The sequence below is a fragment of the Vibrio sp. QJM3NY_39 genome (genome assembly GCF_057785895.1).
Genome location: NZ_CM173505.1, coordinates 3,305,235 through 3,318,984 on the forward strand (window position 1 = coordinate 3,305,235; position 13,750 = coordinate 3,318,984).

Sequence of the window (13,750 nt, forward strand, 5' to 3'; positions counted from 1 at the left end):
TCAATCAGTCAGCTTTCCAAATTGTTAAAGAGCATAAAGCAAAAAGCTTTAATCAATAACTTGCGTTATTAATTAAAGCTCTGGCTTTAACTAAATCTAAACCATCAATCTGTGTGGACACTCATCGTAAGTATCTTCGTATAAGGAGGTGATCCAGCCCCAGGTTCCCCTAGGGCTACCTTGTTACGACTTCACCCCAGTCATGAACCACAAAGTGGTGAGCGTCCTCCCCGAAAGGTTAAACTACCCACTTCTTTTGCAGCCCACTCCCATGGTGTGACGGGCGGTGTGTACAAGGCCCGGGAACGTATTCACCGTGACATTCTGATTCACGATTACTAGCGATTCCGACTTCATGGAGTCGAGTTGCAGACTCCAATCCGGACTACGACGCACTTTTTGGGATTCGCTCACTATCGCTAGCTTGCTGCCCTCTGTATGCGCCATTGTAGCACGTGTGTAGCCCTACTCGTAAGGGCCATGATGACTTGACGTCGTCCCCACCTTCCTCCGGTTTATCACCGGCAGTCTCCCTGGAGTTCCCGACATTACTCGCTGGCAAACAAGGATAAGGGTTGCGCTCGTTGCGGGACTTAACCCAACATTTCACAACACGAGCTGACGACAGCCATGCAGCACCTGTCTCAGAGCTCCCGAAGGCACACCTGCGTCTCCGCTGGCTTCTCTGGATGTCAAGAGTAGGTAAGGTTCTTCGCGTTGCATCGAATTAAACCACATGCTCCACCGCTTGTGCGGGCCCCCGTCAATTCATTTGAGTTTTAATCTTGCGACCGTACTCCCCAGGCGGTCTACTTAACGCGTTAGCTCCGAAAGCCACGGCTCAAGGCCACAACCTCCAAGTAGACATCGTTTACGGCGTGGACTACCAGGGTATCTAATCCTGTTTGCTCCCCACGCTTTCGCATCTGAGTGTCAGTGTCTGTCCAGGGGGCCGCCTTCGCCACTGGTATTCCTTCAGATCTCTACGCATTTCACCGCTACACCTGAAATTCTACCCCCCTCTACAGCACTCTAGTTCACCAGTTTCAAATGCAGTTCCGAGGTTGAGCCCCGGGCTTTCACATCTGACTTAATGAACCACCTGCATGCGCTTTACGCCCAGTAATTCCGATTAACGCTCGCACCCTCCGTATTACCGCGGCTGCTGGCACGGAGTTAGCCGGTGCTTCTTCTGTTGCTAACGTCAAGATGCGCAGCTATTAACTACACACCCTTCCTCACAACTGAAAGTACTTTACAACCCGAAGGCCTTCTTCATACACGCGGCATGGCTGCATCAGGCTTTCGCCCATTGTGCAATATTCCCCACTGCTGCCTCCCGTAGGAGTCTGGACCGTGTCTCAGTTCCAGTGTGGCTGATCATCCTCTCAGACCAGCTAGGGATCGTCGCCTTGGTGAGCCATTACCTCACCAACTAGCTAATCCCACCTAGGCATATCTTGACGCGAGAGGCCCGAAGGTCCCCCTCTTTGGCCCGTAGGCATTATGCGGTATTAGCCATCGTTTCCAATGGTTATCCCCCACATCAAGGCAATTTCCTAGGCATTACTCACCCGTCCGCCGCTCGACGCCCATTAACGCACCCGAAGGATTGTTAGTGTCGTTTCCGCTCGACTTGCATGTGTTAGGCCTGCCGCCAGCGTTCAATCTGAGCCATGATCAAACTCTTCAATTTAAGATTTTGTCGGCTCAATGAATACTGACTTCAAAACTAATATTCATTCGAAAATGAACATGTAATTCTAAAGCTATTATCTTTCCAACAGAAAGATAATGAATTGACTGTGCCAAATACTTTCTTTCTACAAGAGAAAGTAGTTATTCGTATTGGTCACTCAGTTCATTGAAACCAAAGTTGATTCCGAGGAATCTGTTTTACTTCTCTTAATAAAAAGGGAAGATAAAACGTTTTGATATTCATCAACGAGTGCCCACACAGATTGATAGGTTTAAATTGTTAAAGAGCTTCTCTTCGTTGTGACTTACATCACTTCGGAAGAGGCGGCCATTCTAGCGTTTTAATTCTCAGTGTCAAACACTTTTGAAAATTAATTTCTACTTTTAAAAAGTAGAAGCGAATAATCGCTTAAAGCTAGTTGCCTTACTAACATTCTTCGCTGAAGCCTTGTGGCGTCTACCGTGTCAGTGAGGCGGCATTATAGAGATGTTCCTCACATTGGCAAGTGTTTATTACCGAAAAATGTAAAAATAACGGTTAGATGACGAATAAACACTCAAAGCCTTATTTATGCAAGTTTAACTACAAAGTACTTACAGAATAACCACAGACTTATCCACAATTGCTCTAATTTTCATCCTAGAAACTAAAAAAGCTGCCTTGAGGCAGCTTTTTAAATGGCAATGTGTCTAAATCCCAGAGCCATATTGCTCTCCATCGTCTTCATGGAGACCACATTCTCGTTTTAGACCATTAAAACGGGTTTCTTCTTCAGTCATACCCGGTTCCCATTTCTTAGTCGTATGAGTATCTCCAACAGAAAGGTACCCCTGTTCGCGAAGTGGGTGGTAACTGAGACCATGCTCTTCTAAGTAATAATGAACATCTTTATTTGTCCAATCAATTACTGGCAAGAACTTAAACACACCATTTTGGATAGATAAGATAGGCAAGTTTGCACGCGATTGAGATTGCTCTCTTCTCAACCCAGAAAACCAAGTGCCAGCCTCGAGTTCATCCAGCGCTCTTCTCATCGGTTCAACTTTATTAAGCTTGTTGTACTTCTCTATCCCTTCTATACCTTGCTCCCAAAGTTTGCCATATTGCGCTTCTTGCCAATTAGGGCTCTGCTGAGAACGAAAAACTTGAAGGTTTAGAGTCAACTTCTGACTTAACTCATCGATAAATTGATACGTTTCCGGGAATAGATACCCAGTGTCCGTAAGAATAACCGGAATATCTGGTTTTGCTTGAGTCACTAAGTGCAGCATCAACGCCGCTTGGATTCCGAAACTAGAAGACACAACATGTGTCCCTTCTAAATGTTCGAGTGCCCACTTAACTCTTTCTAATGCGGTTAGCTGCTCTAACTCAGCATTGATTTGTCCAAGACGAAGTATTTGCTCCGTCTTAGTCAATGCGAGTAGCTCTGCTAACTTCAGTTTTGAAGCGACAGAATTATGCATGCAGATCCCTCTTTGAAATGATCACCTCTTCGATGATGCCAGCTCGGATTGTAAAATCACCGAACCCTTCATTGTCGTTACGTTCCGTAGCCCAACGTCCCACCAGCGAATCAATCTCTTCTAAGATCTGAGCTGAAGTGATGTTCTCTTTATACATCTTCGGGATACGAGTTCCGGCTTTGTTGCCACCTAAGTGCATGTTGTAACGCCCCGGAGCCTTACCGACTAACCCCAGTTCAGCCAACATTGCACGACCACAACCGTTTGGACAACCCGTGATACGAAGGATGATGTTATCTTCTTCTGGTAATCCATGTTTCTTCAGAATGTCTTCAACATCCGTTACAAACTCAGGAAGAAAACGCTCAGCTTCTGCCATTGCTAAAGGACATGTTGGGAATGCCACACACGCCATAGAGTTTTTACGCTGCTCGGAAACGGCATCATCCATCAGACCGTATTGACGTGCCAGCTTTTCAATTTTTGCCTTTTGGCTCTTAGGTACACCTGCAACAATTAGGTTTTGGTTCGCTGTCATGCGGAAGTCACCTTTGTGGATCTTCGCTATTTCAGCAACACCTGTTTTCAGCGCTTTCCCTGGGAAATCAAGTAAACGACCATTTTCGATGAATAACGCTAAGTGGTGCTTACCATCAATGCCTTCCGCCCAACCGATACGATCGCCACGGCCAGTAAACTCATAAGGACGGCTTTCAGAAAACTCAACGCCTGCACGTTTTTCTACTTCTGCTTTGAATACATCAATACCAACACGGTCTAGTGTGTATTTGGTTTTTGCGTTCTTACGGTTCGAACGGTTACCCCAATCACGCTGAGTCGTTACCACCGCAGCTGCTACATCTAACGTTTTCTCTAATGGCACAAAACCGAAATCGTCAGCTTTACGTGCATAAGTAGAAGTATCGCCGTGCGTCATTGCAAGACCACCGCCCACTAATACGTTAAAGCCCACCAGCTTTCCGTCTTTAGCAATCGCGATGAAGTTAAGATCGTTAGCATGAACATCTACGTCATTTTGTGGAGGAATTACAACCGTCGTCTTGAACTTACGTGGTAGGTAGTTGCTACCTAAGATAGGTTCTTCATCCGTTGTTGCTAGCTTTTCACCATCTAACCAGATTTCGGCATAAGCACGAGTCTTAGGTAATAGATGTTCACTGATCTTTTTCGCCCACTCGTAGGCTTCTTGATGGAGCTCAGACTCAACCGGGTTTGTGGTACACAAAACATTTCGGTTTACGTCACCCGCCGTTGCAATGGAATCAATACCAATACTGTTTAGCGTTTGGTGCATTAACTTAATGTTCGGCTTCAACACACCGTGAAACTGGAAAGTTTGACGAGTAGTGAGACGGATAGAACCATAAGAGGTGCTTTCATCTGCGAATTTATCAATCGCGAGCCACTGCTTCGGTGTGATAATGCCGCCAGGCATACGCGCACGCAGCATGACATTATGTAAAGGTTCTAGCTTTTGCTTGGTACGTTCATTACGAATATCACGGTCGTCTTGTTGATACATACCGTGGAAGCGGATCAACTGGAAGTTATCAGCAGTAAAGCCACCCGTAATTCTATCTTGGAGATCTTGTTCAATCGTACCGCGAAGATTTTTACTTTCACGCTTAAGACGTTCATTGTCAGCCAAAGGCCCCAGTACTTGACCTAGCACTTCTTGCTCTATTACTTGCTTGCTCATTAGTACACATCCCTTTGGTAACGTTTCGCTTTACGTAAATCATTAATATATTGTTCAGCTTGCTCGCGGCTCTGATTGCCATGTTTTTCCGCAATTGTAACTAACGCTTCATGAACATCTTTCGCCATTCGAGTCGCATCGCCACATACATAGAGGTAAGCGCCCTCTTGAAGCCATTGCCAAACCTGATCTGCTTGTTCAATTAAGCGGTCTTGAACATAAACCTTTTCTTTTTGATCTCGACTGAAGGCAACATCAAGCTTGGTTAGCGCACCAGACTTAAGGTACTTCTGCCATTCAACTTGATATAAGAAATCTTGAGTGAAAGTTCGGTCACCAAAGAACAGCCAGCTTTTGCCTTCAGCATCATTGTTTTCACGCTCTTGAACAAAACTGCGGAACGGTGCGATACCGGTACCCGGGCCGACCATGATGATTGGTGTATTGTCGTCTTGTGGTAGTTTGAAGTTATTGTTGTTCTCAACAAACACCTTCACTTCACCGCCTTCTTCAAGACGTTGGGCTAAGAAGCTAGAAGCTCCGCCTAAACGAGATTCATCGCCTTTTTGGTATTCAACCAAACCAACCGTCAAGTGAACCTCTTCATCCACTTCAGCTTGGCTTGATGCAATAGAATAGAGGCGCGGTGTCAGCTTACGTAGTAGACCAATCAATTCATCAGCCGATAGCTTAGTTTTCTTCTCAGCTAAAACATCGACAACTTGAGTATTACCCGCGTATTCACGAAGCTTGTCTTTGTCTTCCACCAGCTTAATTAACTTCTTGCTGCCCGAAAGCTCAGCAAACTTAGTCACTAGTTGAGGATTTGAAGATGTAATTTCGAATTTACTGACGAGTGCGCTGTGGATAGATAAGTTGTCACCATCGACATCAACACTTTCGATACCAGACAACCCAACCTTAGAAAGGATCTGATTTGCGAGTTCTGAACTGTTTTCAAACCATACACCTAGCGCATCACCCGGTTGGTAAGTAATACCCGACTCATCAAGATCAATCTCGATATGACGAACATCTTTGCCCGAGTCGCGACCGGTGATCTTTTGGCTCGTCAATAGTGTCGCGGTGTATGGATTTTGTTTAGTGTATTGCGAATGACCGGCAGCCGCTTGACCTACTGGTAATTGAACCACATCGGCTTCAGTGCCTGTCGATAGCGTCTCTTTTACTTGCTCTAATGCTTTAGCGCGCCATTCCGTTGCTGATTCTTCGTAATCAACATCACAATCAAGACGGTCGACAAACGATTTAGCACCAAGCTTAGCGAGGAAGCTATCGAAGTCTTTAGCCGTTTGGCAGAAGAACTCATAGCTTGAGTCACCTAAACCAATCACACCATATTGTAGGTTTGATAATTTTGGCGCTTTCTTCGATTGTAGGAATTCATGCAACTCAATAGCGTTATCAGGGGCTTCGCCCTCACCATTGGTTGAAGCCACAAAAATGACGTGTGTCTCTTTGGCTAGGTTCTTACCTTTATAATCACTGGCATCGAAAAGCTCGACCGCAATACCCAAGGCTTTAGCTTCTGCCTCAAGCGATTCAGCGACACCTTTAGCATTACCTGTTTGAGATGCGAAGATAATGCTGAGCTTACCCGCTGGTTTAGCCGCTACTGCAGCGGCCGCTTGAGCGATTGGCGCAGCTGCACCGACAGGCTGAGCTTGGCTCACTCCCCAAAGGTAACCACTGACCCATGCCAGTTGTTGTGAAGATAACTCAGAAACAGTGTGTTGAAGATGACCCAATTGTTGGTCATTAAGTGGTGCTGCTAGCCCAGGTAACTCATTAGCCCCAGACTGTGCATTATTATTTTGTGAAGACTCTTTCTTATTTAAAGACATGGTCACGACATCCCTAATCATTGCGTGACGATAGATTAACCACTCCTTTTAATAACAAGAAAGAATAGAAAAGTATGTTTTATAACTTTTTGGAAGTAAAAACCGATTGAAACCTAAATTGACTTACTGGTTTTCAATACGCACTTGCTGAAAGCCAACCGCCATTGCCGATTTAGATGCTAAGTCTAAATCCGCGTAATGGCACTCTTCACCATGAACATCAGTAAGCAGAACAAAGCCACCTCCCATATGGCGAAACTCCACAACCCAAGACCCTTCTTGAATTGAGGGCTCTATGATCGCTTCAACTAACAGATTTTCTCTATATAAATTTCGTAATTCATTGAGTGTCATATTCCATCCCTTGCTTTGACCTCACAACATAGACCTTATAAGAATAGACGCTAATTAGCTCTCTGTATAAAGGATGGTCGAAAGTGATGAATGTGCTAACTAATTCCAGAAAGATATATACCCAAGTAACCTCAAGATGCTTGGTTCAGCGAGAATGACTTGGTTTGTAGACGCGGCGACGATTTAAAGGTCTAGTGGGCCTAAATCAAGAATCGACAACAAAGTATACAAGCCAAGACAACTCGCCCTTTGGGAGCGTGTCATTGAACCGATTGCTGCGTCAAACAACTTGGAAAGAGCCAGCTATTACGCTGCGTCGTTTTCCTTACTTACTTTCGGTAATTAGGGGCTCAATGACAACGCTCTGAATCCAGCATCTTGAAGCCACTTGGGTATAACCAATAGATATAAAAAAACGCCACTTAATAAAGTGGCGTTCTCAAAATTCGTTCTAAATTTGCTTTCTATGGCCTAGAAGCGCACTTCAGCGCCAGCAAACCAGCCATCAACCATGACAAACTCTTTGCCAACCTCTGAAGAGAAGAACTCTTCCGAATCAAGGTCGATCACGCGGTAACCACCACGCAGTGCTATCTCAGTTTCTGCTACAGGAATTCGGTACTGAACACCTGCCATCAAATCCGTGCTCTTAATACCACTGCTATCACCGAACTCCATCGTACCGATGATATCGAAATTGGTCTCAGGAACGTTGATCTCTGCGTTGCCGTAGAAGCTCCAAGTGAACTCATCAAAGCTTGTTTGAGCGCCACCCGTTTTCGGTTCGATATAATTCGAGTTTGAATACTGAGTAAACGTCACACCCGCATCGAAGTTCATCAGCTTGTGATCTAACAACGTGTAATAGAAGGTGTAGTCGTACTTATCGAAGGCCAATGAATCCGCATCGACAGAAGTATAGCGAAAGCTAGCGTTTGGTAGCATCGGGGCATTATGCTCAAATGCGAGATACAACGAAGGTGAGTTAGAATCATCATCTTGTCTAACTTCGTTTAGCTTTGTACTTCCCCACCACATATCGGCACCGACTTTAGCCGTGTAAGAAAACTCTTCTTCAGCAGACACTGCCGAGCTTAAAGATAGCATTCCCACTAAAGCAATTAATGGCATTTTATTCATTTGAGATAGCTCCAATTCCATATCGTTGTGCTAATTGTATGCACATTCATAGATTATTGGGGAAAATTCTATCACACATCTTAAATTCTAAAACGATAAACCGATGACGATCAAAGATTTGACGACACCATGACCTTAGTAACGTCTTTGGTTAGAACTGTGTACAAAGTTTTTGAAAAACCAGATACCCAATGCAATCACAATTAACCAAGGCAGCAACTTAAACACAACCCCCATCATACCTAAGACCAACATGACGACTAACGCGATTCCGGTTGCAGCCAATACCGTCATAAACGTGATACCGGTGACAAGTAGAGTTGCGACGAAAATAAGAACAAAGATTAATTCAAACATAATGGTCTCCCTAATGAGTTAATGACCTATCTTTCCTACTTTCTAACATTGCAGCTTCCATACCAAGTTAGTAAAACCAATAAAACCCTTACTTATCAGATAAATAAAAAGCCACACATCTAAATGCGTGGCTTTTAAAGAAACTATCAATGGCAAATTTAGCCTCTAGTGGCGAATTTAGCCTTAAGTTTTTAAGCTTGGGCTTTTAAGCTTAAGTTTTTAAGCTTGGTTTTTTAGCTTGGGCTTTTAAGCTCGAACTTTTCACCTCGAGGGAGGTTATACGTTTAGCTCTTTAGGGATCTTAGCTAATGCTGTCTGCATCACTTCGATACCTGCACCTTTCTTATGTGCGTTTTCACTGATGTAACGACGCCATTGTCTTGCGCCCGGCATGCTTTGGAACAAACCAAGCATATGACGAGAGATGTGTCCTAAGCTTGCACCATTTGAAAGCTCACGCTCAATGTACGGATACATTTCTTCAACCACTTGTGAGCGCTTCTTGATTGGCGTGTCTAAACCAAAGATCTGCTGATCAACTTCAGCCAAGATAAACGGGCTATGGTAAGCCTCACGACCAATCATCACACCATCAAGGTGTTGCAAGTGCTCTTTAGTTTGCTCAAGAGTCGTAACGCCACCATTCACGGCAATCACAAGATCAGAGAAATCTTTCTTGATTTGGTATGCACGATCGTAATCTAGCGGTGGGATCTCACGGTTCTCTTTCGGGCTAAGACCACTCAACCATGCTTTACGAGCGTGAATAGTAAATTGTTCACAGCCACCTTTTTCAGAAACCGTCGAAACAAACTTAGTTAAGAACTCATAAGAGTCTTGGTCGTCGATACCAATACGCGTTTTCACGGTAATTGGAATATCAGTGACTTCTTTCATCGCCGACACACAATCTGCCACCAGCTCAGGCTCAGCCATTAGGCAAGCACCAAAGCGACCATTCTGAACTCGGTCTGAAGGACAACCGACATTAAGGTTGATTTCATCATAGCCACGCTCACCCGCCAGCTTGGCACAAGCAGCTAGATCAACCGGGTTTGAACCGCCAAGTTGAAGTGCAAGAGGATGTTCTTGCTCGTTATATTCTAGGAAATCGCCCTTACCATGTAAGATCGCACCTGTTGTTATCATTTCCGTGTACAGAAGCGTCTGCTGAGAAAGCAAACGGTGAAAGTAACGACAGTGGCGGTCAGTCCAATCGAGCATTGGAGCAACGGATAAGCGGTTAGCCGCGTATTTACTGGTATTGTCAGGTTTCATAAAGCGTTACTCAAAATCTATACACTGCATATATATACAGAAACTCGCCAGTTCAGCCGCAAGCTCACCCACTCAGTACGCCTATAGTACGTATTGATGAAGTGAAACGAAGGCATCTAGCATTAAAAAGAACACTTCAAAGCGGTAAATCACGCTTCACAGTGGACATTGTAGTCAAAAATAATTCGGCGATTATACACAGGGAATCGAAAACATTCAGGAACAAAGACGAACTTATTTTCCCATACAACTCGCGAGGCGTAAGCGCAGGCTTTCAGCAAGTAAGGAATGAATTGGGTATTGAGAATTTGAGGTATCACGACTTACGAAGAGAAGGGGCAAGTCGGTTGTTTGAGAAAGGTTACTCCATTGAAGAAGTAGCCCAAGTCACAGGGCATAGAAACTTGAATATTTTATGGCAAGTTTATACACAGCTGTTTCCGCATAAACTTCACTCAAGAACTTAAAATAACACCTGTACGTTTACATTCATGATATTAATCAAGTGGCATTTAATTACTACAATATAGTATGCACCTATAACACTAATAAATGTAAGCGAATGCTATAAGGAAACAAAATGTCTCAGGTGACGGTTGCTATTTTTGCTAATTCTATCAAACACGGTGGTCATTGTTTGGCAGGTAAAGATGTAAATACAAAACAATGGCTTAGGGTTGTCAGCAATAGTGCTGGTGATGCTCTCAACCACTCACAAGTTCAATACACAAACCCTTTCGGAACTTTCTCAACAAAACCATTACAAAAAATCAGTATGCAGCTTCAAGGTCCAGCGCCATTGATACAACAACCCGAAAACTATGTTAGGGGCGAGCAACCTTGGCGACAAAATTACAGTCTTGACGAGACTGAACTAATTCAATATATCGATCAACCAAATGACTTATGGGGTGTATCTAGCAGCATCAACCACTCTTCTATTGTTAATGGTGACATTAAAATAAGCCAATCTTTGTATCTAATAAAAGTCCAAGACCTCAATCTATATGTCAACAGATACGAAAAAAGGCGTGCTTCATTTACATATAACAATGTAGCTTATGACCTTCCTGTAACTTCTCCTAAGTTCGACAACATCCTAGAGACAAAACAAGTATTAAATGACATCTTGTGTATTAGCCTAGGTGAAGAACTAGAAGGTGTATGCTATAAAATAGTTGCTGAAATTTATTAAAAAAGGCGGAGACATGGAGATCTACACGATAGGTTTTACCCAAAAAAATGCAGCTAAGTTCTTTGGCTTCATTTCAAATGAAAACATATCTACATTAATCGATGTAAGACTAAATAATGTGTCACAACTAGCTGGGTTTGCAAAAAGGGATGACTTAAAGTTCTTCTTAAATGAACTTTGTCAAACTGAATACATTCACATGCCTGAACTAGCGCCTACTAAGCAAATCTTGAGTGATTACAAGAAAAATGTAATTACTTGGGAGAAATACGAAAATGAATTTCTTAACTTAATGGCACAAAGAAATGTAGAGCGTCTTGTATCTCCAAGTCTATTAGAAAATGGCTGTTTATTGTGTAGTGAGCATGAACCTCATTTCTGTCACAGACGCCTAGTCGTTGAATATTTAAATCAAACAACTAACTTCAAACTCAACGTTAAGCATTTGTTTTAATATGAACGTGATCCTTGTGATATACCCTATCGAGTTTACTTGTTATACAAAGTTTCAACGAAAACTAAATAACATTACATCAACCCTGCCTAGCTTTAAGATTATCTGTCCTAAAGATCCTAATGGTATGGTCAAAAAATTTTCACAAGAGTCTCCAAAAGAAATCAACCTCAGCATTGATAGTGACTGGACTAACAAGCCATATACACACGCTGTGATTTTTGATGATGGCGAAGAATTTCAAAACGAAGTTGAGCATGTAAAATCTAATAGGGTCCCACTTAGGTTAATAAAGATCGACATTACTCGGGTTATCAACATTAAAATGTCAGATGAGTTTTCAGCAAGTTCGAAAGACTCTAAATTCGAGTACATTGGTAGAGGGTCGTATTGGGGAAATCCCTACTCGATTTATGAAGTTGAAGATCTAGAAGATGAGACCCCTAGGGAGAATGTAATTCGTAAGTTTAAATATGATTTCGATCATGACTGCTTATTGAATCGAGACAAAAGTAAAGCATATGCTCTTTCAGGAAAACGTCTAGGGTGCTATTGCAAACCTGAAGCTTGTCATGGCGATGTAATTGCTGAGTTCTTAAACTCATGGGATGATGGTAAATAATTTCAGTCGTAACATTAAGCTATTGCAAGGCGCTTCAAGCGCCTTTTTCTATTCCCATCATGCGCTGTTCTAACTTTTCTAATCGTTTCTTAAGCTCAACTTGGGTTTGTTTAATCCAATCAATATCTACTTTAATTGCAGCCACAGTAGCAGCACTGGAGATAACCCCTGTAGCCACAGCAATCATTAATGCATCCATTACTTGAACTCATTGCGTAGGGTTTCCCATAGGCCAAATACTATTGGAGCACTTGCGCCAATAATGCCACCGAATTGAACACCGTCTGCCGATACGCTTGCGGTGATAAGTTCAGGGTATCCCGCAGCAAGAGCAATACCCGCCCCAATTAGCGCAAGCCCTTTTTAGTCGATGACAAGCTAATGTCGATTGAGAGCTTTTTATTAAAAGCACCTTATTGCACATTTTTTTATAAACATATTCACCAGATCTCTAATTCAGCCTCATTAATCAGTTATGCCTTGAGTCACACTGTCATTTTGAGTTACCTTGTCTTATTCAAAGTCGTGGGTCACAATACGCTCTGTACCTGACTTTAATAGAAATCATTGGCTCCCAAAACGTAGTAACCTAGAAATAGGGTTTGAATAGGGATGTCCGATTGAATGGTGAAAAATTTGGACCACACATTAATAGAGCAAGTTGAAGGGATATGCGCATCTCGAGGCGTTAGATTAACACCTCAGAGAAAGCGAGTGTTTGAGCTCATTTTCTCTAATAAAAAAGCCTCTAGCGCTTATGAATTATTAGAGCAGTTGAAAGTCAGTGAACCGCAAGCCAAGCCTCCTACAGTTTATCGTGCTTTGGATTTCTTGTTGGAACAAGGTTTCATTCACCGAGTTGAATCAACCAATAGCTTCATATGTTGCTGTTCTTGCAATGCAAACAAACATTTCTCCCAACTACTGATCTGCGATAAATGTGGCACTGTGATAGAATTGCAAGACGATGCGCTTGTCACTCTACTCGCTAGTAACGCTGAGAAGCATGGCTTTCAATTGACCAATCATGTCATTGAATCGCATGGCATTTGCCAATCTTGCTCCTCTGAAATGAAAGAATAAGATTATAGAAGAACATTATGCGCGCTGAATTTGTAAACCCGTTTTTAGCTTCTTTGATGAATGTACTAAAAACGATGGCTTCTCTTGAATTGAAGCCACAAAAACCAAGAGTAAAGAAAGATGAGATCGCTCGTGGTGATGTATCCGGCCTAATTGGTATGGTTGGCACACAATCTCGTGGCTCAATGTCGATCACTTTTGATGAAGGTCTTGCCCTAGAAATCATGGAAAACATGTTGGGTGAACGACCAAATGGCTTGAACGAAGAAGTGACCGATATGGTGGGTGAAATCACTAATATGGTGACTGGTGGTGCAAAACGTATTCTTGCAGAAAGCGGCTTTGATTTCGACATGGCAACGCCAATCGTCGTTTCAGGTAAAGGCCACACCATTCGTCATAAGTGTGAAGGTGCTATTATCATCATGCCTTTCACTTCTCAGTGGGGTAACGCCTTCATCGAGATCTGTTTCGAATAGAGACAATCGAGTAAATAAAAAAACGAAAGGCTGACGTA

At 43.0% G+C, this 13,750-nt stretch carries 14 protein-coding genes and 1 rRNA gene; 6 read left to right on the top strand and 9 right to left on the bottom strand.

The annotated features are described in order from the left end of the window. Positions 1 to 141: 141 nt before the first annotated feature. The 8 genes from AC3CHU_RS14595 to dusA form a co-directional block, all read right to left on the bottom strand. Positions 142 to 1,696 (bottom strand): 16S ribosomal RNA (locus AC3CHU_RS14595). 692 nt (positions 1,697 to 2,388) lie between these two features. After that, a complete protein-coding gene (locus AC3CHU_RS14600; RefSeq protein WP_017073463.1) occupies positions 2,389 to 3,165 on the bottom strand; it encodes a phosphoadenylyl-sulfate reductase in 777 nt (258 codons plus the stop codon). Then, positions 3,158 to 4,885, bottom strand: a complete 1,728-nt coding sequence (cysI, locus tag AC3CHU_RS14605; protein WP_102539921.1) for an assimilatory sulfite reductase (NADPH) hemoprotein subunit — start codon at positions 4,883 to 4,885, stop codon at positions 3,158 to 3,160. Before cysI ends, AC3CHU_RS14600 begins: the two co-directional genes overlap by 8 nt. Further along, positions 4,885 to 6,750: an assimilatory sulfite reductase (NADPH) flavoprotein subunit gene (locus tag AC3CHU_RS14610; RefSeq protein ID WP_065205746.1), complete on the bottom strand. Its 1,866-nt coding sequence runs from the start codon at positions 6,748 to 6,750 to the stop codon at positions 4,885 to 4,887. Before AC3CHU_RS14610 ends, cysI begins: the two co-directional genes overlap by 1 nt. A 123-nt stretch (positions 6,751 to 6,873) precedes the next feature. Further along, the gene (locus tag AC3CHU_RS14615; protein WP_004735813.1) at positions 6,874 to 7,104 is read right to left on the bottom strand and encodes a hypothetical protein; all 231 of its coding nucleotides are present in this window, start codon (positions 7,102 to 7,104) and stop codon (positions 6,874 to 6,876) included. Between the two features lie 471 nt (positions 7,105 to 7,575). Beyond that, the gene (locus AC3CHU_RS14620; RefSeq protein ID WP_054548390.1) at positions 7,576 to 8,244 is read right to left on the bottom strand and encodes a TIGR04219 family outer membrane beta-barrel protein; all 669 of its coding nucleotides are present in this window, start codon (positions 8,242 to 8,244) and stop codon (positions 7,576 to 7,578) included. Positions 8,245 to 8,379: 135 nt separating this feature from the next. Further along, positions 8,380 to 8,601 (bottom strand): envelope stress response protein PspG, encoded by a 222-nt coding sequence (gene pspG, locus AC3CHU_RS14625; RefSeq protein ID WP_004735816.1) that lies wholly within the window; start codon positions 8,599 to 8,601, stop codon positions 8,380 to 8,382. A gap of 276 nt (positions 8,602 to 8,877) precedes the next feature. Then, entirely contained in the window at positions 8,878 to 9,879 is a 1,002-nt protein-coding gene (gene dusA, locus AC3CHU_RS14630) for a tRNA dihydrouridine(20/20a) synthase DusA (RefSeq protein ID WP_017080832.1), read from the bottom strand. Between the two features lie 161 nt (positions 9,880 to 10,040). Here dusA and AC3CHU_RS14635 point away from each other — a divergent pair, with 161 nt between their 5' ends. From AC3CHU_RS14635 to AC3CHU_RS14650, 4 genes are all read left to right on the top strand, one after another. Then, positions 10,041 to 10,346: a tyrosine-type recombinase/integrase gene (locus AC3CHU_RS14635; protein WP_488524807.1), complete on the top strand. Its 306-nt coding sequence runs from the start codon at positions 10,041 to 10,043 to the stop codon at positions 10,344 to 10,346. 113 nt (positions 10,347 to 10,459) lie between these two features. After that, positions 10,460 to 11,074 (top strand): dual OB domain-containing protein, encoded by a 615-nt coding sequence (locus AC3CHU_RS14640; RefSeq protein WP_488524808.1) that lies wholly within the window; start codon positions 10,460 to 10,462, stop codon positions 11,072 to 11,074. Between the two features lie 13 nt (positions 11,075 to 11,087). Next, the gene (locus AC3CHU_RS14645) at positions 11,088 to 11,528 is read left to right on the top strand and encodes a DUF488 family protein, N3 subclade (protein ID WP_372193390.1); all 441 of its coding nucleotides are present in this window, start codon (positions 11,088 to 11,090) and stop codon (positions 11,526 to 11,528) included. Between the two features lies 1 nt (position 11,529). After that, complete coding sequence (locus AC3CHU_RS14650; RefSeq protein ID WP_488524809.1) at positions 11,530 to 12,150, top strand: DUF4326 domain-containing protein; 621 nt, start codon at positions 11,530 to 11,532, stop codon at positions 12,148 to 12,150. Between the two features lie 34 nt (positions 12,151 to 12,184). Here AC3CHU_RS14650 and AC3CHU_RS14655 read toward each other — a convergent pair whose 3' ends face one another. After that, complete coding sequence (locus tag AC3CHU_RS14655) at positions 12,185 to 12,349, bottom strand: hypothetical protein (RefSeq protein ID WP_372193387.1); 165 nt, start codon at positions 12,347 to 12,349, stop codon at positions 12,185 to 12,187. 425 nt (positions 12,350 to 12,774) lie between these two features. Between AC3CHU_RS14655 and zur the strand changes: the two genes are divergently transcribed. Together zur and AC3CHU_RS14665 are read left to right on the top strand one after the other, a co-directional pair. Continuing rightward, positions 12,775 to 13,233, top strand: a complete 459-nt coding sequence (zur, locus tag AC3CHU_RS14660; RefSeq protein WP_017078243.1) for a zinc uptake transcriptional repressor Zur — start codon at positions 12,775 to 12,777, stop codon at positions 13,231 to 13,233. Positions 13,234 to 13,250: 17 nt separating this feature from the next. Continuing rightward, on the top strand, positions 13,251 to 13,712 hold the full coding sequence (locus AC3CHU_RS14665) for a chemotaxis protein CheX (RefSeq protein ID WP_004735847.1): 462 nt from the start codon (positions 13,251 to 13,253) through the stop codon (positions 13,710 to 13,712). The last annotated feature ends 38 nt before the right edge of the window (positions 13,713 to 13,750 follow it).

Coding starts and splice junctions, on each gene's coding strand:
- AC3CHU_RS14600 (WP_017073463.1), bottom strand. CDS start 3,165: ATGCATAATTCTGTCGCTTCAAAACTGAAGTTAGCAGAGCTACTCGCA.
- cysI (WP_102539921.1), bottom strand. CDS start 4,885: ATGAGCAAGCAAGTAATAGAGCAAGAAGTGCTAGGTCAAGTACTGGGG.
- AC3CHU_RS14610 (WP_065205746.1), bottom strand. CDS start 6,750: ATGTCTTTAAATAAGAAAGAGTCTTCACAAAATAATAATGCACAGTCT.
- AC3CHU_RS14615 (WP_004735813.1), bottom strand. CDS start 7,104: ATGACACTCAATGAATTACGAAATTTATATAGAGAAAATCTGTTAGTT.
- AC3CHU_RS14620 (WP_054548390.1), bottom strand. CDS start 8,244: ATGAATAAAATGCCATTAATTGCTTTAGTGGGAATGCTATCTTTAAGC.
- pspG (WP_004735816.1), bottom strand. CDS start 8,601: ATGTTTGAATTAATCTTTGTTCTTATTTTCGTCGCAACTCTACTTGTC.
- dusA (WP_017080832.1), bottom strand. CDS start 9,879: ATGAAACCTGACAATACCAGTAAATACGCGGCTAACCGCTTATCCGTT.
- AC3CHU_RS14640 (WP_488524808.1), top strand. CDS start 10,460: ATGTCTCAGGTGACGGTTGCTATTTTTGCTAATTCTATCAAACACGGT.
- AC3CHU_RS14645 (WP_372193390.1), top strand. CDS start 11,088: ATGGAGATCTACACGATAGGTTTTACCCAAAAAAATGCAGCTAAGTTC.
- AC3CHU_RS14650 (WP_488524809.1), top strand. CDS start 11,530: ATGAACGTGATCCTTGTGATATACCCTATCGAGTTTACTTGTTATACA.
- AC3CHU_RS14655 (WP_372193387.1), bottom strand. CDS start 12,349: ATGGATGCATTAATGATTGCTGTGGCTACAGGGGTTATCTCCAGTGCT.
- zur (WP_017078243.1), top strand. CDS start 12,775: ATGGTGAAAAATTTGGACCACACATTAATAGAGCAAGTTGAAGGGATA.
- AC3CHU_RS14665 (WP_004735847.1), top strand. CDS start 13,251: ATGCGCGCTGAATTTGTAAACCCGTTTTTAGCTTCTTTGATGAATGTA.